This is a genomic window from Gordonia sp. NPDC057258 (assembly GCF_042668985.1).
GTDB lineage: Bacteria > Actinomycetota > Actinomycetes > Mycobacteriales > Mycobacteriaceae > Gordonia > Gordonia hongkongensis.
The window spans coordinates 71,350-94,770 of record NZ_JBHUXZ010000012.1 but is presented as its reverse complement, the minus strand read 5'-3'; the positions used below and the strand labels follow the sequence as shown (position 1 = coordinate 94,770).

General features: G+C 64.3%; 20 protein-coding genes. 11 read left to right on the top strand and 9 right to left on the bottom strand.

Translation table 11 applies throughout. The features are described 5' to 3' along the window. Positions 1–173 precede the first annotated feature (173 nt). Positions 174–1,535 (bottom strand): pentapeptide repeat-containing protein, encoded by a 1,362-nt coding sequence (locus tag ACFUEJ_RS11290; protein ID WP_388029416.1) that lies wholly within the window; start codon positions 1,533–1,535, stop codon positions 174–176. Positions 1,536–3,168: 1,633 nt separating this feature from the next. Between ACFUEJ_RS11290 and ACFUEJ_RS11285 the strand changes: the two genes are divergently transcribed. Then, complete coding sequence (locus tag ACFUEJ_RS11285; RefSeq protein ID WP_388029414.1) at positions 3,169–3,564, top strand: hypothetical protein; 396 nt, start codon at positions 3,169–3,171, stop codon at positions 3,562–3,564. Positions 3,565–4,510: 946 nt separating this feature from the next. Here ACFUEJ_RS11285 and ACFUEJ_RS11280 read toward each other — a convergent pair. The 3 genes from ACFUEJ_RS11280 to ACFUEJ_RS11270 all read right to left on the bottom strand — a co-directional run bounded on the left by ACFUEJ_RS11280 (position 4,511) and on the right by ACFUEJ_RS11270 (position 8,560). Beyond that, positions 4,511–5,299, bottom strand: coding sequence for a DUF1883 domain-containing protein (locus tag ACFUEJ_RS11280; RefSeq protein ID WP_388029412.1), 789 nt, complete (start codon positions 5,297–5,299; stop codon positions 4,511–4,513). 612 nt (positions 5,300–5,911) lie between these two features. After that, positions 5,912–6,625, bottom strand: a complete 714-nt coding sequence (locus ACFUEJ_RS11275) for a DUF3800 domain-containing protein (protein WP_388029409.1) — start codon at positions 6,623–6,625, stop codon at positions 5,912–5,914. Between the two features lie 378 nt (positions 6,626–7,003). Next, positions 7,004–8,560, bottom strand: coding sequence for a hypothetical protein (locus ACFUEJ_RS11270; RefSeq protein WP_388029407.1), 1,557 nt, complete (start codon positions 8,558–8,560; stop codon positions 7,004–7,006). Between the two features lie 261 nt (positions 8,561–8,821). Between ACFUEJ_RS11270 and ACFUEJ_RS11265 the strand changes: the two genes are divergently transcribed. The 7 genes from ACFUEJ_RS11265 to ACFUEJ_RS11235 all read left to right on the top strand — a co-directional run bounded on the left by ACFUEJ_RS11265 (position 8,822) and on the right by ACFUEJ_RS11235 (position 15,527). After that, positions 8,822–9,751 (top strand): glycine-rich domain-containing protein, encoded by a 930-nt coding sequence (locus ACFUEJ_RS11265; protein ID WP_388029405.1) that lies wholly within the window; start codon positions 8,822–8,824, stop codon positions 9,749–9,751. Between the two features lie 254 nt (positions 9,752–10,005). Continuing rightward, entirely contained in the window at positions 10,006–11,169 is a 1,164-nt protein-coding gene (locus ACFUEJ_RS11260; RefSeq protein WP_388029402.1) for an SMP-30/gluconolactonase/LRE family protein, read from the top strand. A gap of 38 nt (positions 11,170–11,207) precedes the next feature. Beyond that, on the top strand, positions 11,208–11,888 hold the full coding sequence (locus ACFUEJ_RS11255) for a helicase associated domain-containing protein (protein ID WP_388029400.1): 681 nt from the start codon (positions 11,208–11,210) through the stop codon (positions 11,886–11,888). 4 nt (positions 11,889–11,892) lie between these two features. Further along, positions 11,893–12,594: a helicase associated domain-containing protein gene (locus ACFUEJ_RS11250; protein WP_388029398.1), complete on the top strand. Its 702-nt coding sequence runs from the start codon at positions 11,893–11,895 to the stop codon at positions 12,592–12,594. Between the two features lie 386 nt (positions 12,595–12,980). Beyond that, positions 12,981–13,385 carry a hypothetical protein gene (locus ACFUEJ_RS11245; protein WP_388029395.1) on the top strand — a complete coding sequence of 135 codons (405 nt, stop codon included), beginning with the start codon at positions 12,981–12,983 and terminating at the stop codon, positions 13,383–13,385. Further along, the gene (locus tag ACFUEJ_RS11240) at positions 13,382–13,975 is read left to right on the top strand and encodes a hypothetical protein (RefSeq protein WP_388029393.1); all 594 of its coding nucleotides are present in this window, start codon (positions 13,382–13,384) and stop codon (positions 13,973–13,975) included. Before ACFUEJ_RS11245 ends, ACFUEJ_RS11240 begins: the two co-directional genes overlap by 4 nt. 463 nt (positions 13,976–14,438) lie before the next feature. Continuing rightward, positions 14,439–15,527 carry a DUF1524 domain-containing protein gene (locus ACFUEJ_RS11235; protein WP_388029391.1) on the top strand — a complete coding sequence of 363 codons (1,089 nt, stop codon included), beginning with the start codon at positions 14,439–14,441 and terminating at the stop codon, positions 15,525–15,527. Between the two features lie 20 nt (positions 15,528–15,547). Here ACFUEJ_RS11235 and ACFUEJ_RS11230 read toward each other — a convergent pair whose 3' ends face one another. After that, a complete protein-coding gene (locus tag ACFUEJ_RS11230; RefSeq protein WP_388029388.1) occupies positions 15,548–16,360 on the bottom strand; it encodes a hypothetical protein in 813 nt (270 codons plus the stop codon). 623 nt (positions 16,361–16,983) lie between these two features. Between ACFUEJ_RS11230 and ligD the strand changes: the two genes are divergently transcribed. After that, on the top strand, positions 16,984–17,937 hold the full coding sequence (gene ligD / locus ACFUEJ_RS11225; protein WP_388029386.1) for a non-homologous end-joining DNA ligase: 954 nt from the start codon (positions 16,984–16,986) through the stop codon (positions 17,935–17,937). Positions 17,938–18,028: 91 nt separating this feature from the next. On the opposite strand, the gene ACFUEJ_RS11220 is transcribed toward ligD, so the two are convergent. Both ACFUEJ_RS11220 and ACFUEJ_RS11215 read right to left on the bottom strand, forming a co-directional pair. Further along, positions 18,029–18,241 (bottom strand): hypothetical protein, encoded by a 213-nt coding sequence (locus ACFUEJ_RS11220; protein ID WP_388029383.1) that lies wholly within the window; start codon positions 18,239–18,241, stop codon positions 18,029–18,031. Further along, positions 18,238–18,564: a hypothetical protein gene (locus ACFUEJ_RS11215; protein ID WP_058253253.1), complete on the bottom strand. Its 327-nt coding sequence runs from the start codon at positions 18,562–18,564 to the stop codon at positions 18,238–18,240. Before ACFUEJ_RS11215 ends, ACFUEJ_RS11220 begins: the two co-directional genes overlap by 4 nt. A 134-nt stretch (positions 18,565–18,698) precedes the next feature. Here ACFUEJ_RS11215 and ACFUEJ_RS11210 point away from each other — a divergent pair, with 134 nt between their 5' ends. Beyond that, the gene (locus ACFUEJ_RS11210) at positions 18,699–19,016 is read left to right on the top strand and encodes a hypothetical protein (protein WP_388029380.1); all 318 of its coding nucleotides are present in this window, start codon (positions 18,699–18,701) and stop codon (positions 19,014–19,016) included. 173 nt (positions 19,017–19,189) lie between these two features. Here ACFUEJ_RS11210 and ACFUEJ_RS11205 read toward each other — a convergent pair whose 3' ends face one another. Together ACFUEJ_RS11205 and ACFUEJ_RS11200 are read right to left on the bottom strand one after the other, a co-directional pair. Next, positions 19,190–19,741 (bottom strand): hypothetical protein, encoded by a 552-nt coding sequence (locus ACFUEJ_RS11205; RefSeq protein WP_388029377.1) that lies wholly within the window; start codon positions 19,739–19,741, stop codon positions 19,190–19,192. A 410-nt stretch (positions 19,742–20,151) separates the two neighbouring features. Then, a complete protein-coding gene (locus tag ACFUEJ_RS11200) occupies positions 20,152–20,604 on the bottom strand; it encodes a lipoprotein LpqH (RefSeq protein ID WP_388029374.1) in 453 nt (150 codons plus the stop codon). Positions 20,605–21,457: 853 nt separating this feature from the next. Between ACFUEJ_RS11200 and ACFUEJ_RS11195 the strand changes: the two genes are divergently transcribed. After that, positions 21,458–23,410 (top strand): MucR family transcriptional regulator, encoded by a 1,953-nt coding sequence (locus ACFUEJ_RS11195; protein ID WP_388029372.1) that lies wholly within the window; start codon positions 21,458–21,460, stop codon positions 23,408–23,410. The last annotated feature ends 11 nt before the right edge of the window (positions 23,411–23,421 follow it).

Below are 23,421 nucleotides of genomic sequence, written 5' to 3'. Positions count from 1 at the left end.
AAGGTTAGAACCTATCCTCTAGGCCGGACTGGAACGATGAGATTCGGGAATCCCCGACGGCGACGCGCTGTCGGGGGTTCATCGCGTAACCGCTATGGCGTCGACGACTCCGGCTGAGGTGTGGTGCGGCCAACAACCGTCCCGGACGGAACGCGAGCTCACCCGCGTATGCGCTAGTCGTTGTTGGCGGTGGTCACGTCGTCGTCGGTCACGCTCACTCGCGGCGGCCATTCGGCAGGGGACACATTGTCGGGCTTATTGCTGTGGTCGTTGTCCCAATCGAAGGTGACATGTCGCCAGGCTGCGGGGTTCTCGAACGAGACCGTCTCACTGCGTAACTGCGCCTCGACGAACGAGGTGTTCTCGCCAAGGAACTGCGCCATGACGAACAGGGTGAGATCGCCGTCGAACTGCGCCTCAACGAACGAGGTGTTCTCGCCGTGGAACTGTGCCTCAACGAACACGTTGGTCTTGCTGTGGAACTTCGCCTCAACGAACCGGGTGGTCGTGCCGTGGAATTGCGCCTCGTCGAAGCAGGTGCCCTTGCTGCGGAACTGCGCCCGGTCGAACCAAGTGTTCTCGCCGTGGAACTGCGCCCTGGCGAACCAGGTTGCCGTGCCGCGGAACTGCGCCTCGTTGAACGAGGTGGTCTTGCTGCGGAACTGCGTCTCGTCGAACCAGGTGTGCTCGCCGTGAAATTGCGTCTTGTCGAATGAGGTGTTCTCGCCGTGAAATTGTGCCCGGTCGAACCAAGTGTTCTCGCTGCGGAACTGCGCCCCGTCAAACCTGGTGGTCGTGCCGTGGAATTGTGCGTCAGCGAACCAGGTCGCCTTGCCGTGAAACGCCGCCCTATCGAACGCGGTCACCGTGCCGTGAAAGTGCGTTTGGTAGAAGCTGGCGACACCGCGAAACTGCGTGCTTTCAAAGTTGGCGTTGGTGAGGTGTGCGCCAGTGAAGTCGTAGTCGAGGCGTTGCCAGGATTCGCCTGGTGTGTTGTCGCGGAGGTGTGCGGTGATAGTGCTGAGGATTGTGTCGCGTACGGGCTGGTCGGGAAGTGGTGTGGTGGGGTCTACGTCTGATGGTGTGGTTCGGAGGTAGGAGCAAAGGAGGTTGACGCAGGTTTGGGCGTCGCCGGTCTTGTTGATGGTGAGCCAATCGTCAGCGAGGGCGGCGATGGCGTAGACGCCGGCTTGGCTAATTGTGTTGGTGGAGTTGGCGAGTTGTTCGACGGCTGTGGTGTATCGCTGGCGTAGGGCCCGTTCGGTTTCCGCTTCGTGCTGGCGATCAGTCTCGGCGGCTCGACGGTCTTCGACTGCGGTGTTTCTCATGCGCTCTTGGTGGCCGTTGTAGAAGGCGATACCTGCGGCGCCGAGCGCGAAGAGTCCTGCGGTGGTGGTGCCGTAGGGAGTCGCAGCGGTGCGCCAGAAGTCTCCCCAGTTTTCGTCGGTTACGAGGAGTGTGTAGCCGACGACGGGTGCAGTGTAGATGGTCGCGGCTGCTAGCCCGCCGATTCCCCATTTAAGTTTCGAGTTCACACCTGGCCTCCCTTGCTCGTGGTGATTCATTGTGCAGGGTGGTGACGCCGATGCGTGCGTGACCAGGCTTCATCTAGCTGCCGCACTAGGCGATCGTGTCCGGTCGGCGGAGAACAGCGATGGTGTTGGACGAAACGAGGGGCCGAGCCCGTATGGGCCCGGCACCTCCGACGAGGTCGTCGTGTGGTGATCTACGGGGTTCGTACGTAGTACGAGACGCCTTTGTTCAGGTTCAGGTTCAGGTGAGTGGTGAAGCACATAAGGTTGCTTCCCTGACCGACGCCGTGCGGCGCTACGGGCCGGGAACTGCAACGAGTTCACTCACCGAAATTGCTCAGTAACGACATACTCGGCTGCATCCAAGAGTTGCGTCACTGCCGCCTCGTTGCTGGGCAGTTTGGTGTCGATGGTTGATTCCAGAATGCGACCGCAGCAACCGTTAGAACAAAAGCAGGATCTATCAGGATTTCGTTGGGCCTGGGCACTGGTGGACGCCAACGCCTCCACCAGTCCGGAAGTACGCGCACAATTATCAGTTTTCCGGTCCCGTCCCCGTCCCAGTCGTAATCGGCTTCCCGTATTTGCGCGACCCATCGTTCAACAGTCCGATCCAATGCAGAGGTGTCAGCGTCGCTCGCGACGGCGACGGAGACCGCATCCAAGAGCCTGAGCACGATTTCGACGGACTCCAGCGCGGCAAGACCGTCGAACCACGGTTCAGGCATGTCAGCGAGCTCGTGCCGTCGACCGCCCGGCACCGGCCATATCACGGATTTCAGGGGTAGACGGGGGCCACCCAATTCCAACCAAGGTGAACATGCCGGCCGGCAGGAATGTATGTCGGTCGAGTTTGCCCATACCACTTTCTGTAACCGTTGCCGGGCATGTAAGCGGCGTTGACAGCAGACCAAAGGTTGCCGGGCACTATCCAGGACGTGCAGCCATTGGCGCTGTACTGGGGTCGAGAGTGATGAGGAAGGTTGCCTCGGTAAGTCATCGCCGTCTGCGCCCCGGTCCACAATCCTCCCCCATTAGAAGGCGCAAATCTGAAGCACGCCGTAATCCTCCCGTTCCCTGATGCCTCTGCTGGTTGAGGCGCCGCCAAAAGAGATGGTCCGGCCACGGTTACGACAACGAGCATGAGACTGACGACAATTTGCCTGTTCCTGATACTCAATCGCTGCATAAGACTATCCCTTTCGTTGTACCTTCGGTCCTGCATGCGCCTCGGGGGAGGCGACGGAGAGGGTCACCCGCGATGTGATTTGCGTCACCACCTCAGACGAGTATTGCGGATCTGCGACTGGACGTCTCTGATCGTTCAAGTAGCAAACTTGATCTAGCGGTCTCAACCGGACAAACGCCGCAGACGGGTCGCGGCGAAGCTCCCTGAACTGCCATCCAGAACTACGACCGCGCGATCCGCGAAGCACGGGAACGCGGTGTGAATTGCCCCGAGCGGATGCTCCACGCCAATCCGGCAATTGGGTCTCGTCTCGGCGGCTGGCGACCCATGTGCCAACTGGCTCGAAGGTTGAAACAACGAGATTCAATCGTTCAGTCGAATCTGCGACGAGCCTGCGTCTCGCGAAGCGCAGCCCTATACATTGCTGTTCTCAGGCGCCTACTCGTCGTGGCGCTGTTCTTCTTCGAGGGTCGAGGGGTCTTTATTCGCTATCTGGGTCGCACATCCCGAACGCTAGTGGCAACGGTCCTGCTGACTGTTGTGGTTGTTTTCGCCGCGATCGCTGAACCCGCTTCGGCCGACGCGGCCACGGTGCGTCCGGGCGCAAAGTCATTCCAAGTAGACGTCTTGCTCGATAAGTACGAGACGGAGAAGGGCGCGAAGAGTTTCTGGGGCGCGACGGTGATCTGCTCCCAGCTCGGTCTTCCCGGCTGGGCGACGATCGCCGGTGTGTGCCAGTCTGCGGTCAGCGTGTGCGCCGCACAGGCCTACACCGCCAAGCCGCGAAAGCGAGCCGGGATGACCATCGGCCGAGGCGGCGGGTTCTGGTGCTGGAAGTACTGATCACGCCCGCACCCCGCTGCATGGACAGCTGACGAGACTGATCCGACCGAGGCCCCGGATCAGTACGTCGCTGTCCCGTCGCGCCGACTACCGCGGAGGCCGACTGTCGGCCGAGCGGATCGCGCGTCTGGAGTCCGAGTTCCCGGACTGGCAGTGGCTGCCGCAGGACGAAGCCTTCGCGGCCGCGTTCGAGACCGGACTGTCCCACCTCCGCCGCTACGTTGCCACCCACGGCACCAGCACGGCCCCTCAGCGAAATCTGATCGACGGGGTCCCGATCGGTACCTGCGTGACGCGTCGACCGCGGCATCATCTCGATCACTTCCGGGAGCCGACGTATGGATCGGCTGCACCGGCCAGGGTCTGCCGTTGCGCGCAGACGCCATGTCGGTGGTTCATGCCGAGGTCGCCATCCACCGGTCATCAACGAACGGCCTTATGCCAGACGCACAGGTAAACACCTGTCCCCCAACGAATTACAAGTGCCGATAATAGATATTATGACATTTCCGCAGGCAGGCGACCTGTCCTCACGATAACCAAGCTGACCGCGCTGCCTGTCGGATGACAACGTCGTACTTGGGATTTTGACACCCTAGTTGAGACACGGTGACACGGTGACACGGTGACACGGTGACACGGTGACACGGACATGAGACTTGACCCGCCGTGACCTGCACAAATCTTTCGGGTACTCCCAAATCGACTGTCATCTAGACACAATCGCCGTGCAGATCGGCTTGAGAATCTCGCAATCGCTGGCACCGATCGGATCTCCCACGTGCGGATAGTCGCAGATCAACCTCTCGAGTAGTTGTCACCGCTCTCACGTGCGCTGTCATCCGACATCGAGTGACGACCTACTTGAGACTGGCCACCCTGTTGAGACTTGATGAGCGGGCCGACCCAGACCTGCTGGTGCGAGGGCTGGGACGGCCGCGGGATCTCACGCCGCCTTGTCCCCGATCACCACAGCCGCGATCTCGTCGGCGATCGCCTCTATCTCATGGGTAGCCGTGGACAACGCCACCTTGTCGGCGAGGGACGGGCTGTAGGCGCGGACCTCGTCGGCACCCACCTCATGCCAGATCGGGAGGATTGACTGCTCTCCCGCGTTCGTGCGGGTGACGATCCCGTCGAGTTCGTGGTTTGGCCAGCCTTTGTCGAAGAACGACGGCGACAACACCACGAGACCGAATCGGCTCGACCGGATGCCCTGATCGATACGCCGACGGAGGCTCGAACCGATGCGAAGTTCTGCTACGTCCAGCCAGACACGGACGCCGCGTACGGCAAGTGCGTCACGGAGCGGTATCGCAACGCTCAGCTTGTCCTCGGACGCGTGGGAGAGAAAGACGTCCCATGTTTGGCCAGCCATGATGTCGTCCGAAGGCGGCTCAACAACGTCGTCGCGAACCTCGACCCGCCGAGCCGGATTGTCCTCGGGGATCGTAGGAAGAGCGCCGCGGGGTGCGGGCTCAACACCGACCCCCACGCGGTAACGACCTGCGTAACCACCGAGGTCGGTAACGATGACCCACCGGCCAGAGCTCGGGATTATCAGCCGGACCGGCGACCGCTTCGCGAGACCACCGGTGTACCGGTAGCGGCGACCGGACTTGTAGTTCCGGTACTCGGACTGCGTCATCAGCTGGACGTTGACCTGACTGTCGAGCGTGACGACGGCGGTCGCGCCCTTCTGCTGATGGCCGAGGTCGTGAACAGTGTGTTTCACAGGAAGCTCCTGTCGTTGGGAACGACGATGGAACCCCTACCCCCGAGTTGTTGTAGCCCGAGAACCCGCGTTGTAGCCTGTCCTTACAGCGACCAACTGTGAGACAGAACCCGGACGAGGTTGATCCCGTTCGGGATCTTGTCGTTCGGGGGTAGTCTATCGGCCCTACCATCGACACAACAGCTTGCGAATAACATTCGTGAGATTCCCTGCTCGCGCTCGGCGTGTCGCCTCTAGTCGGCGTGTCCGCTGTCGCGATCGACGGCGGTCGGTGGGCCCGAAAGATGGGCGCGGCGTACCTCGCGGTCATGTGCGTCAGCGGCGCGGCGTAGGCCATGATCGATTCGGCAACCCGCCCTCCCCGACCCCAGGGGCCGGGGTTGGCAAGAGGTGCAGGTCGACAGACTGGTCCCCACGGTAAGCGCTGCGGGGCCGTCGATCGACAACCGCGTGCGGGGACGGGGAGCCGGGCCGAGCGGCCGATTAGGAAAGGCCGAGGCCAGAGGCGAGGCAGCACTTCGCGGTGTCCCGATATTGATTAATCCTGAGGCGGGGCGTAATCTGGTTGTCGCAGACCCCCCCACACCTGTGGATAAGGGGGTCTCGCTGTATCTAGGGGGCTTCTATTTCCTGCGGGACGCGGGAAGGGTCTCGCTCGGAGAGAAAATTCTCGTACCACTGCCACGCAAACTCGTTGTGGGCATGACGATCGACGTGCGAATTTGCCGACCAGGCGACCAGGTCGGCCATCTGCACCAGTTGCGAGGCGGCGGAGTCAATATGCACGGCATCTTCGATGAGTCGTCTACTACGCAGGTCGAGCCCTCGATGCGTAGTTCGGTACGTCGGATCGTTACCGTCGCCGTCCATGAACACCAGGCCGAGGCCGCCGCTGGCGGCGAGCTCGACCTCAATCTGGGCAACGAGGTCCGCATACAGGTCTCGCTTGGTTGTGGCGATCTCGCCAGGGCTGCCGCGACGGTAGACGGCACCTACCCGCAGGCCCTCCGTGCAGCGCAGTGTCTCCAGACAGACCTCAGCGACCTCCCTGCCGAAGTCCTTCCAATACTCGACGCCGGCATGGACGTGCCGGTCGGGGACGCCCTTCGAAATACGGCCGCGACCATTCACGTACTCGGTGGTGTGTAGCTCCTTGGTGACCGCGATCCTGTACTCGCGCCACAGCATCTTTCGGGTGTCGAGCCACGAGGCGAGCACCGAGCTCCAGTGGTCCGGGGAAAACTCGATCCACCCGTAGACGTGGAGGCCGCTCGCGGGGTGCCCGGAGTCGTCGACGTAGATCATCCGCTCGAGATGCGCTGGCACATCACGATCATGACCGATGCCGGCGGCGCGCCCACCGCCCGACCCGGTGCGGGCGGCTCTCGGCTGTCGACCTCACGTCCCATGAGGCGTAATCGGGGCGGGTAAAGCTCTGCTTTCTGCGGGACCGCGCGCGGGCTGAGCTCTACGCCACCTCGAATCAGGATGTCGCACCACGTTATGGGAGTCGAGAAGCAAAAGTCCATGCGGTCCGTGGGTTCCTGCACCGCAACGGATTCGTGACGGCGGCTGAGAACGTCGCTTGGTCAGACACCGTTCCGCTGACGGTCATCCCAACTCGCGCGGGCGTCGTTCGGTCGCGATGAGCTGTCTCAACTACCAGCTATTTGTCTCGGGTCGGCTGTCATCCGACACTGCCTACTACCTGGCGCAGAGCGCTCGACGAGGCATGAGGACCGTTGCCACGTCAGGGTCCTCGGAGAACTGTTCAAAGTCCACCGCAGAACCGTCGACAGATGGATCTCGCACGCTTCCCACGTAACCGTAGATCGGCATTGCATTATCGGGATCACAGGACCGTTGTCCGTCTTGTGTGACGATGAAACCGAAGATGATGCTCACCGACTCGCGTGGCTGCACCACGGTCGCGAGTCTGTAGACCGAATACGTCGATGTTTCAGTTTTGCGAGCTTGGACCCACTGTGATTCAGGCACTGTCGCAGCTACGGATTCAATGCTGATGACACTTGTCGGATACGACATCCAGACCGCCGGCCCGCGCACCGGCTCGGTGGTCATGTTGGTGTAGACCAAGCGAGCCTTAAAGAAGCTGCCCGCGCGAGTGAGATCGACTACCTCACTCCAACGGTCTGTGAACCCATCAGCAACCGCCATGTCGGTGATGTGCCCGGTCCGTGGTGTTGTCGGCCGATCTTCAGACGGCGACGCCGACTCTCTCGCGCGCAGCTCCATGAGGGTCACCCCCCCATAAGCAATGGCCACGGCAAGGGCCACCACCATTACGCAGAGGAGAACGACTTGGGTGAGGCTGCGTGGTGTCACGCTTTCACGTTTTGGCCCGCGCTCCTCAACACCGCCAGTCTCGGTAGACCCAGTCTTTCTGTCGGCATCCTCGGAACCGGGAACGGCGTCAGGGTCTTCGGCGCCGGCCCCGGCATGCTCGGCGTCGGCATCGGGAACGACATCGGCGGCGGCGTCGGCATGCTCGGCGTCGGCATGCTCAGCGTCGGCGTCGGCGTCGGCATCGGCGTCGGCATGCTCAGCGTCGGCATCGGGAACGACATCGGCGTCGGCGTCGGCATGCTCAGCGTCGGCGTCGGCGTCGGCGTCGGCATCGGCGTCGGCATGCTCAGCGTCGGCATCGGGAACGACATCGGCGTCGGCGTCGGCATCGAGAACGACATCGGCGGCGCCAGAAGCGCTGACTACCAACTCGACGACATCGTTCGGCGTGAGGTCGGGTTCGGGGCGGACGGCGTGGTTCCTCTGTTCTTCCTCCTGGAGTTCGCGGAGTGCGTTGTTGGTTGCGGCTTCGGTGACCGGGCTCGACCCCTCGAGTCCGGTGAAGGTGAGCAACATCCGCGTCTGCTCTTCCGTGGCGTCGATCCCGCGACAGAATGCGGCCAGCGTGTCGTGGTCAAGTGCCTTCCCCTCCAGTAGGAAGCCACTGAACGGTGTACCGAGTTGTTCGAGTCGACGGCGATGTGGAGGCCGCTCACCGGCAGCATCTCTGGTCGGGGTCAGCTCGAGGACATCCTGGAGTGTGTAGTGCTCGACTCCAAGCTCGGCTCGCAAAGTGAAGAGGGCCAGCACGGCCGGGGATGGGTACCTGGTTTTCAGCGCCCGCGGCGAGTGATTGAACCCGTTGGGCGATTTTCTTCCGTCTTCGAAACAGGCTTCGAGGGCGTCGGAGAAGTGCAGCCTGACATAGGCGAGGAAGCGCTCGGCGTTGCCCATAGCGCCTCGCTTTCGGTTGTCGCCCCGCGTGCTGGGCCTGGCGAAAACTCAAGTTATCCCAGCTCGTCTCCGCCCGTCGAGTCTGGCTCACTCGGTCTTCCTCGGACTTGTTCGGGACTCGGCCAATACCGAGGTATACCGAGGCAAAACCGCTGGTCAGAGGCGAAATCGTGTGCCTAGGGTTGCGGTACGGCCGATCACGGTGACGGCCCGCTGGGTCAGAGATTTGAACCAGTTCTCGACCGAAGAAATGAGATACGAATGCATGAGCAGCAGCAGGCACCGGCGGCCGGCGACGTCCGCAACTGTCAGTCGTGTGGCGGCGGGGACGTCGCTCGGGTGACGGTCCATATCAACGACTTGGTGAAGGCTCCCGAGTCCTACGTTGATGGCTTCCCGACCGTCCTGTGGAACCGACTGGTGGCCAGGATCGAGAAGGATCACGAGTTCCTCTATCGAGTCGGCAGGCACACCCCGGAAGAGGTCCGTGTCGAGTTTGCCGGGCGAATTCTCCACGAGGCGATCGGGTTCCTGACTCTGATCGCGAAAAACCCCGGTGTGGGGTTCTCGCCGAGCCCGCTCGTGGACATCGGGTGGCACAACTTCATCCTGTACACGAACGAGTACGCATCATGGTGCCAGGCAACAGCAGGGCGCTTCATTCACCACTCCCCCTTCGATGAGGAAGGAGTCGACTACGGCTCGGGTCATTCCGTGCGGACAGTCGATGTCCTCCGCGCGAGCGGGTGGCGTGTCGATGACATGCTCTGGATGAGCTCGACCCTGACGTGCGATATGCGCGTGGCCGGCAACTACGACTGCGGACCGTGCGATTCGGGCGCCGGTTACGACTGTGGAAGCACGCATTCGACCGAGCCGTCGGCGAACAACGGGAACTGTGGGTCGAGCAGCTGCAGCGACGCGTGCGGCGGCGGCGGCGACGACATCGCCATGACGACCGTCGAGTGCAGTTGCCGTCCGATCGACGCCGGCGACGCCACGGAGGTCGCGATCGTCACCGCGAACAACGGGAACTGCGGGACGAGCAGCTGCTCCGACGCCTGCGGCGGCGGCGACGACATTGCCTTGCTCACCCGCCCGGTCATCACGGCGAACGATGGCAACTGCGGCGGCCAGGGCTCCGGTGATGCCTGCGGCGGCGGCCAGGACGGGGGTTCAGACGGCAATTGAGGACCTTGCGCCTGGCCTTCGAGCCGGCTCAGACGGCGATCCCGGAACTGGGGTCGCCGTTCTGGCGTGCCGACGGTCTCGGTGCCCACGGTCTCGGTGCCCACGGCCTCGATGCCGGTCGCGCTCTCGGTCCCGGTCTCGCGCTCGGTGGTGCCGGGATTCGCAGCGAGTACCGAGTCACGGGTGAAGCGGTCTTCGGAACGCCAGACGAACCCGGGCCGAGCAGTGGAACACCCTTGTAGGCAGGGCTGTTCGTGCCCCGGCAGGGACCGGACCGCTCCCGCCCTCGGCGACGTTGCTGCGCAGGTGAGACTCAGCCTCCACCCGGTCTAGACTCCGGGGTCGTGTCACAGTCGAAACCAGGAATCTCACCTGCAAGACGGAAGATTCGATCGCCGTGCGGTGACCTCCACCGATCCGAGCTACCTCGGACGTCAGACCTGCTCCCGCTCGGCCCTCGGACCGCCGAAGACGTTGTGGTGAGCAGGGCCGGGGCACCAATCTGCGGCGTTTCTGGTGGTGCGATCGTTCGAGTCGACCCCTGTACTGGGCTACGGAGCACCTTCGCGGACACCGGTGGTCGGCCGCTGGGCTTGGAGGTGTGTGAGGATGGGCGGCTGATCGTGTGCGATGCGCACAAGGGGTTGCTGCGGGTGGATCAGTTCACGGGCGCGGTCGAGACGCTGGTCGACCAGGTCGATGGCGTTCGGCTGCGGTTCTGCTCGAACGCCACCGCCGGCCCGGACGGCACGGTGTGGTTCACCGAGTCGACGGACCGGTTCGTCTTCGAGCACTACATGGGTGCGCTCCTGGAGCATCGGCCGTCGGGACGGCTCTTCCGCCGCGATCCGGACGGGACGGTGACGACGGTCCTCGATGGCCTCTACTTCCCCAACGGGGTTGCCCTCGCACCAGATCGGCGTTCGTTGCTGTTCACCGAGACGGGCAACTACAGCCTGTCCCGGTTGTGGTTGGCCGGGCCCCGTCAGGGCGAGGTCGAGGTGTTGCTGTCGAACATGCACGGGTTCCCCGACAACATGTCGCGATTCGCCGGCGGCAGATCGTGGATCGCGATGACCAACCCCCGCAACGCTGTGCTCGACCGGTCAGCGACCTGGCCCGGTTTCATACGGTCGGCGATTTGGCTGCTGCCGGAGGTGATGCGCCCGGGTCCCGAGACCGTCGTGTGGGCGGTGTGCGTCGACCCCGACGGCCGGGTGGTCGATGAGGTGCGGGGTGTGCATCCGTCGTTCGACACCGCCACTGGCGCAGTCGAGCACGGCGGCAAGCTGTATCTGGCGAGCGTTTGGCAGGACTCGCTACTGGCGATCGACCTCCGCGACAGGGACCTCGGGGAGCTGACGACTCGTGTCGAGCGTGCGAATGCGCTGTGGCGCAGCGAAACAGACAACCTGTGACGTGACATCGGTGCTGATGGAGCAGGCTGCGAGCTGCGATGAGTAGTTTCGACCCGCGGTTCGAGGCCGGGATCGCCCATCTGCACCGCTACGTCGCTGAGCATGGTTCGAGCTCGCCGCCGCGCGGCGCGACGATCGACGGGTTCGCGATCGGTCAGTGGGTCGTCAACCGCCGTGCCGAGTACCGGCGGGGTGGACTGTCGCCCGAGCGGATCCGCCGGTTCGAGGCCGAGTTCCCCGGCTGGGTGTGGAATGTGCGTGAGGCGATGTTCGACGTCGGCGTGGCGTATCTGCGCCGCTTCGCCGCTGTCCACGGCACGAGCAATGCCGGCGAGGGCGATGTGGTCGAGGGTTTCGAGATCGGCACTTGGGTCGCGTCCCGTCGCGCTGACTACCGCAGAGGCCGACTGTCGGCCGAGCGGATCCGCCGCATCGAGTCCGAGTTTCCGGACTGGCAGTGGCTGCCGCAGGACGAAGCCTTCGCGGCCGCGTTCGAGACCGGACTGTCCCATTTGCGCCGCTACGTTGCCGCCCACGGGACCAGCAAGGTCCCTCAGCGGGATCTGATCGACGGGTTCCCTATCGGTATTTGGGTCGCCACCCGTCGCGCCGACTACCGCAAAGGCCGACTGTCGGCCGAGCGGATCCACCGCATCGAAACCGAGTTCCCGGACTGGCGGTGGACGGTACGACCCGCCGCCACGAAGAGCAGGCGGTGACGCCGTGCCCAGCGAGCACGACTCCCCGACCGCTGGCCGGCGTCGTGCGGACGATCGGCGGTTCGACGCCGGGATCGCACACCTGCACCGCTACGCCGCAGGGCATGGATCGAGCTCACCACCCCGCCACGCGACGATCGACGGATTTCGGATCGGCGCCTGGGTCGACAGCCGACGCACCGACTACCGGCTCGGCCGGTTATCGCCCGAGCGGATCCGCCGCATCGAAGCCGAGTTCCCTGACTGGCGGTGGAACGTGCTCGATGCCGCGTTCGCGGCCGGGATCGAGCACCTGCGCCGCTACGTCGCCGTCCATGGCACCAGCAACCCACACCAGCACGACGTCATCGACGGCTTCGCGATCGGGCAGTGGGTCACCAATCGACGGGTCGACTACCGCAAGGGCCGGTTGTCGGCCGAGCGAATCGCGCTGTTCGAGAACGAATTCGCGGACTGGCAGTGGAACCCTCAGGACGGGGCGTCGACAGCCGCGTTCGAGGCCGGCCTCGCCCACCTGCACCGGTACCGAGCAGTACACGGCACCAGCAACCCCCGCCAGCGGGACGTGATCGCCGGCTTCGCGATCGGCCAGTGGGCGGCGAACCGTCGCTCCGACTACCGTGCAGGCCGACTGTCGGCCGACCGGGTGCGCCGCCTCGAAACCGAGTTCCCAGACTGGCGGTGGACTGCGCAAGGCCGCTCCTGATCCAGACCGCCGGAGCTGAGGCAACGGATTCAAAACCCGTCCAGTGTCAGTTCGAGCTCGTCCGGAGGGCGCCGAGCAAATGCGGGACGGGGATGCCGGCACTGTAACGGCTGTTCGACGGGCCTTTACGCCGATTGCGTGACGTGAACAAAGAAATTGAGATAATTCGACTTACCACAGTCCGATCGATCCCGAAAGTATGTGTTGAACAATCCATTCCGGCCTTTTGCCATGCAAACCAACCTTGATTAACCGGCAGGCCTGTGATCACAATTATTGCACGATCATCCCTGACTCAGGTATGGGGGTGACACAGCCCACGTCCGACGTCCGCTTCGCGTCCGATCTTTATTCCCGCGATCCCCACTAGAGTGAAGGTGATCTAAGTGCCTCAGGACCGACACGAATTGATCAACGCCAAAAAGGTCAAGAAGGAAATGGATGAGATGGTCGAAATGATCACTCATCCTGAGTTTGTCTCGGCGATGAAGAAGATGAAGGAAGCGCCTCCGGAAGAACGACGCGCCCTCGCGAAAGACGTGCTCTCGGTTGACGCACTCAAGGATGCGGGGGTCGTTATGCCCCCAGGAATGCGTGTGACGACACGCTACTTTGAGCCCGGCAAGCCGGATGTATTGGAGATTGATCCGTTGGGGAAACCCCGGGAGTTCAAGTTGCCGAGGGAGATCGCGAAAAACATCGCGAAAAACCCCGGCGATCTAGTCGCGTGGGGAGGCTGCGCATGTGGAGGTGGAGCGTCCTTCTGCGGCGGGGCGGGAGGAGGTTCTTGAACGGGGAGAATCACTACCCAGGGCTCGATTTCGGTCGGAGTGAACTGGCTGAGGTTATGTCGGCCTACTACCGAGACATCCTTGATTTCATCCTACAACCCGGGTTTCAGCGAACATTCGATGAAATGATGAATCTCGCTCCGGCTTATCGCCCTGAGTTTGTTCGCGCCGTCTGGCTTGAGCCCGAAGAGTTGACGAAGCGTGACATACATGTGCCAGAGGGCATCCTAATTCAGACGTCGGCTTTTGGCGATCGCCGCCCGACGCTTTTCGTGGTCAAGAAGTTCCTACCAGAGAAGTACCATCGCGCTTGGGAGAACGTCAATTGGACATTCAATAACGAGTTTAAAGACAGCGATGTCCCGAGGGACGTTGAAAGTGCATGGCGGCTACCTCTTAAAGTCAGCGTGCAAAATGCCCTTATCTCAGGCAATTTCGACTTGCAGCAGGTTCCCAGTGGGGATGCGGAGATAACTCAGAGTTTAGATGCCGCGTCTATTGTGAAATCCGAACGGCGGCGTCACGCGTCAGAACCTGAACCTGTGGCGTCCCCACGGCATTCGCGGAATACCAGCTCGCACAACGCTTAGGCATCGCCGACGTGATCGGACTGGCAGTGGAACGTAGCCGATGCCGCCTTAGGGGCCGGCCTCGCGCGTCTGCACCGGTACCGGGCAGTGCACGGCACCAGCAACCCCCGTCAGCGGGACGTGATCGCCGGGTTCGCGATCGGCCAGTGGACGGCGAACCGCCGCGCTGACTACCGTGGGGCCGACTGTCGGCCGACCGGGTCCGCCGCCTCGAAACCGAGTTCCCGGACTGGCGGTGGACTGGGCAAAGCCGCTCCTGATCCCTCAGGAGACCCCCGGGAGCCGAGGCAACGGGTTCAAACCCGTCCAGTGTCAGTTCGAGTCTGTCCGGGGGCACCTAAACCAAACGTGGGACGGGATTGTCCGGTTTCGTAACGATGTCCGAGTGGGTTGCTATAGGTAGTTGACATTCGATCGGCCAGTGCGTGCCGGTCGCCGCTTGTGTGAAAGGCTCTCCCGCTCAATGGCTATGCCCCCGCTCCCCCCTGCCGTCTCCTCTCCAGAGTCGCCGGCCACCCCGTCACCTCGCAGGACTCGCACGCGGGTCTTGGTCGGCAGCTGCGCGGCTGTGCTGGCCTTGGCGCTGGGGGCGTGCGGGACGACCGGCACGACCACCGAGCGGGTCGCTGACACCTCGGCCCTGCCTGCGGCGACGACGTCCGCGGCCGCGGCGTCGGAGGTGTCGCTGCCCACCGCGACGCCGGTCGTCACGGTGTCGGCGGCACCGGCCGCGAACAAAGCGCTGGCCACACTGGACACCCTCGAGGTGAAGGGTCGCGCACCGAAGACCGGGTATGACCGTGCCTTGTTCGGTCAGGCCTGGACCGATGACGTGAACGTCGACAGCGGCCACAACGGCTGCGACACCCGCAACGACATCCTGCGCCGCGATCTCACCAATATCGTGCTCAAGCCCGGCTCGAACGGCTGCGCGGTGCAGTCCGGAACCCTCGCCGACCCCTACACCGGCACCACCATCCCGTTCGTGCGTGGCCAGCAAACGTCCTCGGCGGTGCAGATCGACCACGTCGTCGCTTTGTCGGATGCATGGCAGAAGGGCGCCCAGCAGCTCTCCGCGGCCCAGCGAGCGGACTTCGCCAACGATCCGCGCAACCTGCAAGCCACCGACGGCCCCACCAACCAGCAGAAGGGCGACGGCGACGCCGCGACCTGGCTGCCGCCGAACCGCTCCTACCGCTGCACCTACGTCTCCCGTCAGGTCGAGGTCAAAGCCGCTTACCAGCTGTGGGTGACCCAGGCCGAGAAGGACGCCATCACCCGCGTCCTCGGTAGCTGCGGCGCCGCGGTGCCGGCACCGACGACCCGCCAGGTCCCCAACACCCGGACCTCGACGGCGACACCGCTCCCGGAACCGACCTACACGCCGCCGACGACGACCTACACCCCGCCGCCTGCGGCTGAGGCACCGTCGTCGGTCTACTACGCCAACTGCTCGGCAGTCCGCGCCGCGGGCGCGGCCCCGATCTACGCTGGCCAGCCCGGTTACAGCAGCAAGCTCGACCGCGACGGCGACGGCGTCGCCTGCGAGTAGTCAGAGCACGCGTTCGACAGCTACGAGACGGTTGCTGTCGACTGTCCGGCGTCCTTCTTCCGCTTCCGTCGTCGAGCCTTACGTAGCTGGGTCACGCCTTCGACCTCGGTGACGGTCGATTGGGCAGGCGGAGCGAGGCGGTAGATCTTCCGCCGCCGGCGAGGGTCGAACGTCGTCGCAGCTCGACTCATCTTGACCGCGATACTCTCGGAATCCACTGTCAAGAGCCTCGCGTTGACCAGCTCACGGGTTCCCGCAGCACGTGTTTTGTGTGAGATTGAGTATCGCTGAGGAAACTCGGTGGTGGAGAACCAGACTGCCTCGCCCTCTCCGCCTTGCTCGGCAAGCAAGATCAACAGCATCGCTAGTCCTGGCCCGTTGAGCTCCTGGATGTACCCGTCGGTCCACAGTTGCGGGGGGATCTTGAAGTACATTTGCCGCGCCAAAACACCCGGCTTCGCTCCGGTCTGCTTGGCTTTGGTGTACGCCGTCGACGGCAAGGTGTACGGCTCCCGGTTTCCGGATTCATCAAGCAGTCGCACCAGGTTCGGGTAGCCGGGGTTCTCGAGTACTTCGATCAGGCCTGCTTCCCTGAGTGTCTTCATGGCGTTCTTGATCCGCCGCGCTCCAGCGTTCTCGGGGTCATCGAGATCGAGCAAGGTCGCCCATGCACGGGCCGGTTTGTCGGTGTCGAAGGGCGGCGCCGAGCAGCGCCACAGCAGGGCAAGGTACAGCTTCACTGCAACAGCACCGTTTCGCCCACTGCGATAGAGCGCAGCCATGGGGGCTTCGGGATCCCCGGCGTCGGATCGCCGCACGAAGACCTTACGCACTGGGGTGTCCACTCGTCGCCCGGCGGCATCGCGCATTTCGGCGGCAGCTCTACGTGATGCTGCGGATGCAGTCGGCACTCGCCTCAACCACAGGGGCCCTACCGACGGCAGCAGGACACCCCCCGTTGCCGCTGCGTCACGATTTTCGAGCCTCTCCTGGCTCTCAGTTACGAGTTTCATTGCCCTTACTCCTTAGAACCCCCAGGGTACCTGAGTACGTACTCTTTGAGCAGTGCTTTTAGCTACCAAACGGACCCCGTTATCGAACCTAAGCGGCAGGGGTCGAGCGCATGATAGTAAATTGGTTAGTTTTTTGTCAACCAAAGAAGTGGATCCGAGCGGACAGTGTGCTACGATTCATACAACGGTCAAAGGAGTGGCTGGTCGGAGAATCCGGTTCGCCGGGTGTGACCCGACCTACCATCATCCTGCAGTTCGGCCGGGACCAGGCTTCGGTAGTTCATCGGCAAGAGAGTTACGTGTCGACCGGCTCCGAGACGTGCGGGTCGTGCCCCCGCCGTCCGGTGTCCGGCTACCGACAGCCAACGAAGGGCGTCTGCGCAGGGGTGCGCGGGCGCCCTTCGTCTGTCTCGGCCGCTGGTGGCGAGAGGACAGTGGAGCGTATGGCTTCGATGGCGCCGATGCTCGCAACTGCGGGTCCTCCCCCGTCGGGTTCGGGCTGGTCGTGGGAGATGAAGTTCGATGGTCAGCGCTGTGTCGCCCGAGTCACCGGCGGTGAGGTGTTGCTGTTGAGCCGCAACCTCAGCCCGATCACCTCGACCTACCCCGAGATCACGGCCGCCCTGCTGAACGCCAGTGGCGGCCGCGACGTCGTGGTCGACGGCGAGATCGTGGCGCTCGACGCCGCCGGACGGCCGTCGTTCTCGCTTCTGCAACGACGCATGCACACCCCGCGGCCGGGCCGGCGGCTGCTCACCGACGTTCCGGCGGCGTTCTACCTGTTCGACGTCCTGGAGCTCGACGGCTCCGACGTCGCACCACTGCCCTACCTCGAGCGCCGCGAACTGCTCGACACCTCGCTCACCAGCACCGGCACGGTGCAGGTCACCCCGTACTGGCCTGACAGCTCCGCCGAACCGATGCTCGAGCTCGCGACGACGTTCGGCCTGGAGGGCGTGGTCGCCAAGCGAGCAACGTCGAGATACGGGCGGGGGCAGCGATCCCCGGCATGGGTCAAAGTCCCACTGCGGCTCAGCGCCGAAGTGATCGTGTGCGGGTGGACCGGCGGCCCGACCATGGTGCGGTCGCTGCTGGTCGGCGGCTACCGGCCCTCGGGTGAGTTGGTCTACCTCGGCGAGGTCGGTACCGGGTTCACCCAGCGGCACCGCCGCGAGATCGCCGAACAACTCGCGGCGATAGCGCGCCCCGACCATCCGTTCACCACCGAGCACTCCCCCACCAGGATCCCAAACGTGCGGTGGGTGCAACCGGTGCTGATAGGCACCATCGAGTACCGCGAACTCACCCGCCGGCTGCGACATCCCTCGTGGAAAGGCTTGCGCACCGACAAAACCCCGGACGAGGCGATCTGGCCCGAACACGACACCCAGCCCTGACTACTCGGGCGTCGACTCACCACCTGCACGCACCACGATCACCCTGCGACAACCGACCCGCCGGGAGGGCGGCAGCGCAGCGCCAGCAGAGTCAGCTCGTGGCTTCTCCGAGTCGTTCGACCTGCCCACCGAACTCATCGGCGTACGCCTGAGCCTCGGCGGCTTCGTCGTCGGTGTAGACCCGAACACCGGCCGGCCTACCGGGCGGCCCCACGATCAACGTCAGCTCCCCGATCGCGACGCGGCCGCGCTTGGGTGCGACGCGATTCGTGGGCCCGGCCCCGGCATCATTGTTCTCAGTCATCGCTCGGCGGCGTCCTCTCGCGGTTGCAGCGCCTCGGGCGGCACCCACATCGTGATGACGGCCGACGAGACATGGTTGGCGCTTTCGACCGGCATCTGACAAATACCGCGCCACAGACCATTTGAGACCTGCAACCACGCCAAAAGAAGCGCCGGCATGGTCGGCTCGATACGTGCACCGGAGGCACGCACCCGCAGCGACACTCCCCCACCGGCGGCATATGACCGTCCGCAGGACGGGTCAGCGATTGCCATGTCGATCAGCACGGGCCTGGGCGGGTCGACCACGCGTAGTGTTCGAGTGTCGGGCCAGCGATCGAACATGCTCACAGTTTAACCCCACGGGTCGAATAGGTGTTCGATGGTCGTGTAGTTTGTACGGGTAGGCGGGGGTGTGACCGGAAGGGAAGTCCGGAACCCTACGCACCCCCGCCGTTCCCACCGCGGGAGGTGAATCGGTGGATGCGCGACCACGGTTGCACGTGACCCAACGTGCCATCCTCACCGAGGACGACAACGGTGTCTGGACGGGCCGCTATGGCGGAGAAAACTGTTCTGTGACAGCGGATTCCGAAGAAGACGCTCTCCAACGTCTGCGCGAGAAGCTCGAATCACTCCTCGACGACGACGAGCGCACCGCACGCATCATCTCCCTCGGGGAGCAGGCCGCCCAGGGCAGCTACACCGAAGAGGGTTTCGAGGCGCGTTTCATCAACCAGGAGGCCTACGAGGATCGGATGATCGAGGCGATGGAGACCTATTTCGACCAGGACTGACCCGTGACGTCTGCGCCCCTCGCGGCCCGCCGTTCTTCGCCGTGATGCAGCGGTGGGATCACCGCCGCAGATCTTCGACCCCGCACTCGATCGTCATGCAACCTACTGAGAGGTCGTGGCGGTCCGGCCTGCCGGGCCGTTGGACAGAGGTATCGCGACGGTGCCCCGGGGACTCAGATTGCGCCGCTGTTCGCCGCGAACATTGCGGCGTAGAGGACTGCCACGGTCCGGGATGCTTGCTCGCGGACAGCGCTGTCGGGGTCGTAGAGGTAGGCCTCGACCGTGTGGATGAGATGGACTGGGGTCGGTCGGAACCGTCGGAGGCAGGCTATCGCTGTGGCCCGCACGCTAGGGTCACCGATTTGGTCGGCAACGCGATGCACATCCTGCTGCTGGCCATGCTCGGTCAGGCACTCGAGGATCCCCGATCGACAGGCACCCAATCCGCGGTCTGCTGCGAGCCTCGATAGTTCGTCGCGATGGTCGCGGGATGCCACCTCCCGCAGCGCTTGCGCCGCTTCGTTCAAGACTTCAGCGCTCACTGGTGGCTGAAGGTAGAACTGGTCGATGAGAACCTCGGCGGCGCCGCAATCGCGGGTGCCGGTGCTGGCCAGCGACCGGCAGAGATCGATCCGGAGTTGATCGACCTCGCTGCTGTCGGTGAACCCGGATCGTTCCTCGACATGGCGTAACCAGTGCACGAGAACGCGCGTGGAAGAGGACATCCGTCGCGTGTCGGCTACGCCGAGGTGTCCGTGCGAGTGTGGCGAAGAATCGGCGTGTGCGAGGTCGGCGGCGAGGCGCTGGTAGACGCGCTCTCGCCTCGACGTCGCTGTCACATCGGTCCTGTCGATCGGCGGTCGACTTTTCCCTGCGTGGGTAGCGCGGGAACGCAGCCTGGCATCGCGAGTCCTTACCGTCCGGAGCCGCCGCGGATCGGCTGGCTGTTCGGAGGGTCTGATGCATTGGGGTTGCCGTGATGTTCCGACATGCCTGGCCCACGGCGTCGGTGGAACTGAGCTCCTCAGGTGTTACGTCGAGCTGATCACTGACCGCCGGGAAGTTGGGTGATGGCCCCGAAGTCGATCACTGCCCACGACAGCGGGCGACCCGGCGATCCAAGGCTTGTGCGGTGTCAGTTGCAGGTTGCCGAGAACTCGAATTGCTTGGTGATAGGTACGGCAAGATCCCAGCTTTCCGCGGTCCCGCGAACCGTAATTCGGGAACCGTCTTCGTCGACGTCTTCGACTGAGCCTTTGCCCTGCTTGGCGGTGTAAAGGACCCCATCGAGTCCGAACGACACCCTCACGAGTTTCGGTGGATTGCCTGGTTGGAGATCGGCAATGAGCCCGGGCTGCCCGTCGGTGGGGTCCTGTCCGGTGATGCTGACGGAATCGCTCTGTCGGTAGCACATGAACTCAGCCGGGTCGATGCCCGGGAGTGGTTGGCCATTGACGGTGACGCTGAGTTCGGCGTAGGGGATGTCGATCTTGGACAACTCCGGTCGCGTATCCGCGGCTTCGGAGGCATCGGATTCCGAACATCCGGCTACTACGAGGCCGACCCACGATGCCACCAGCAGTGGCACCACGAAACGCTGACGGCTAGCCATAACTCTGTCTCCCCCTGGGCTGGTCGTGAGGCTCACGATCTGCTTGCTTGCTGCGGGACTGTACCGGTCGAGACCGCGAAGGGAAGGCACCGGATCGCCGCGGCGCCGATCGGTCACATACCGCCGGGGTCGCCGACGACGGAACTCACACCGGCTGGGAACCGGGCGGGGTCCTTGCTGCAACCCATCACCGTGCAGCCATTGATTCGCGCGTCACCGACAGGGATATCCCTGCCGCACCCCCGAGTGCGGTCGGCTTCTGCGCCCACGTCCGTGCGCGCGGCGGCCCCGAGCGGCACCGTCCGAGTGCGAGACCCGCTCGCGCACAGGGGCAATGCGTCACTGGCGATGTCGTCAGCCGCGAGGGAGGCCCACCGTTTCTCGGTTGCTGTCATGCAGCTGGTGTGCGAGGTGATCGGACGCCATCGAGGACCGTCTCGTCTTGGCGAGACGGTCGCTCCAACGGTCGCGGACCAGATCGTGGTGCTGGTCCGTCACGACGCCTTCCATATCGCGAAGACGGTTGCCGCGACGGCACATAGGACCCAGAAGTCCTCGATCGGGCCATCGGTGCATCGACTGCATGTACAGCTGTGTGACCCCTGCGGCGCCGAGATCTTCGGTTCCGTCACCACGGACGGCCAGGTGCGGCCATTCGCCGCCCGCGTCGAGCGAAGACCGTGTCGGATACGTGCCGCCGCGCGGCCGGGCAGCCGATCCACTCTGGGCCGTGTCGCCTATCGGTGGCAGCTGGTTGCTCTCGAGTTCTGCTGAGTCCACGGCTGACGCTGACACCTGTCATCGGCTCGGCGTGACCTATCCTTTCCCGGTGGTTGCGCAGTCGTCGGTGTTGGCCCGGAGATGGGCCGATTCTGCACCGTTGCGTGCCCAGCAGTGGGGCCTGATCACCAGCGCCCAATTGCAGCGCCTCGGTGTGAGCGGGTCGAGTCAGCTTTTGCTCCGGCGCAACGGATTGCTGGTGTCGGTGGCCAGGGGTGTGATGCGTGAATCCCGCCCGCCGGCGAACGACCTGCTGGCCGCAGCCCAGCTGGCCTGGGTGTCGGCAGCGCCGGGTTCGGCTCCGGAGGAACGGCTCTCGGCCGAGCGTCCAGACTATGTGGTCACCGCGTACACCGCGCTGGCCCTGCGTGGACTTGCCGATCCCCCAGTCGAGACGCTGCCGCAGCTGGCAGTCACCGGGCGCTTCCGGCACCGGCAGACCGCCACCTATGCGATCGTTCCTCGCCGGGCAGATTTGTCGTGGGAGGATGTGGCGGTCCTCGATGGACTGCCCGTCTTCACCCCGGCCGCGGCGATCCGCGATCTCGCCGCGCACGGTGGCGCCCGGTTCGCCGACGACCTGGCCGACTACTTCACTGCTATCGCCGGGGCCGCGGCCGGCCGCCCCGATCGTGCCGCCATCGTCGCCGCGATTGCTGCCACCGGTATCCGCCTGGACGCCCCGTCGTCTCCCCTACCTCCGCTGCTGGCTCGAAAATGGGCCGATACCGCGTCGCTGCGGACGGCCCAGTGGGGACTGATCACCAGCGTCCAGCTCCAGCAGCAGGGCGTGACCCGCAGCGATCACGTGAAGCTGCGCGACGCGGGCCTGGTGGTTCCGGTCGCCAACGGAGTGATGCGCGAAGCCGACCGCCCTGGTGAGGGCGTCCTTGCCGCGGCGCAGCTGGCCTGGGTAGCGGCCGTGCGGGATTCGACCCCTGCTCAGCGGCTGGCGGCGCCCCGTCCTGACTGTGTGGTCACCGGGACGACCGCCTTGGCCATCCATGGCCTCGGCCGGCCCGGTGAGGGGCTGCCGCAGCTCGCGTTCACCAGGGCGCCGAAGGACGGTGGACGTACGACCACGACCGCCCGGTATCTGGGCCGCTCGACGGCGTTGTCGTGGGACGACGTCGACATCGTCGATGGCCTGCCGGTGTTCACCCCGGCCGCGGCGATCCGCGACCTGGGCCAAGACAGCCGTAGTCGGCTCGTCGATGACCTCGCAGGCTACTTCGCCGACATCGCCATCGCTGCTGCCGGCCGACCCGATCGCGACGCCATCGTGGCGGCGATCGCTGCCTGCGGCGCCCGCCTGCGCACGGTGGTCTGCGATGCGCGAGCCATCCTCGACCGGGTCTATCGCACCGCGGGTGTCTGCGACGACGACCTGTTGGCGGCCACGATCTGGGGCGGCCAGTGGCAGCGGCGCTTCACCGCCGACCGGGTACAGCACATCGTGGCTACTGCGCTGTCGGTCGCCCTCGACACCATCGCCGGCCGAGCCGGAGACGATCTGTCCGCCGTCCTGGTTCAGATGTTGGAACGCAACGGAAAAGCGCGTAAATGTGTTGTGCCCGAATGTGAATGGTGGGCGGTGGAACAAGACCGCTGTTATGAACACTCGATCCAGCGGCGACGCGAGCGCGTGCTACTCGACCCCGCAGGCGTCGATTCCTCCACCACCGCGACTCCTCGCCGGTCCGGACATGGCTGGTGGGGACACCTCGACGACGACGGCGAGACAATCGCGTGCCATGAATGCGGTGAGCGTTTCCGTGCGCTGACCCGCACTCATCTGGAAACCCACGGCCTGACCGCCCGCGAGTACAAACAGCGCCACGGCATCGAACAGCGCATCGGGTTGGTCTCCACCGAGATTCGCGAGCGGCAGCAGCACCAGGTCGCTACCAACCCCCGAACCTCGGAGCGATTCCGCCGAAACCCGAACGCGCCGCGCCTGACCGATCTACCGTCAGCCCTCCTCGACGACCAATCTCGCTGATCGAGGTCTCG

What these genes read in the sequence shown, in the direction of transcription:
- ACFUEJ_RS11270 (WP_388029407.1), bottom strand. Translation starts at nt 8,560, where the DNA reads ATGGGCAACGCCGAGCGCTTCCTCGCCTATGTCAGGCTGCACTTCTCC.
- ACFUEJ_RS11265 (WP_388029405.1), top strand. Translation starts at nt 8,822, where the DNA reads ATGCATGAGCAGCAGCAGGCACCGGCGGCCGGCGACGTCCGCAACTGT.
- ACFUEJ_RS11255 (WP_388029400.1), top strand. Translation starts at nt 11,208, where the DNA reads ATGAGTAGTTTCGACCCGCGGTTCGAGGCCGGGATCGCCCATCTGCAC.
- ACFUEJ_RS11235 (WP_388029391.1), top strand. Translation starts at nt 14,439, where the DNA reads ATGGCTATGCCCCCGCTCCCCCCTGCCGTCTCCTCTCCAGAGTCGCCG.
- ligD (WP_388029386.1), top strand. Translation starts at nt 16,984, where the DNA reads ATGGCTTCGATGGCGCCGATGCTCGCAACTGCGGGTCCTCCCCCGTCG.
- ACFUEJ_RS11220 (WP_388029383.1), bottom strand. Translation starts at nt 18,241, where the DNA reads ATGACTGAGAACAATGATGCCGGGGCCGGGCCCACGAATCGCGTCGCA.
- ACFUEJ_RS11215 (WP_058253253.1), bottom strand. Translation starts at nt 18,564, where the DNA reads ATGTTCGATCGCTGGCCCGACACTCGAACACTACGCGTGGTCGACCCG.
- ACFUEJ_RS11205 (WP_388029377.1), bottom strand. Translation starts at nt 19,741, where the DNA reads ATGTCCTCTTCCACGCGCGTTCTCGTGCACTGGTTACGCCATGTCGAG.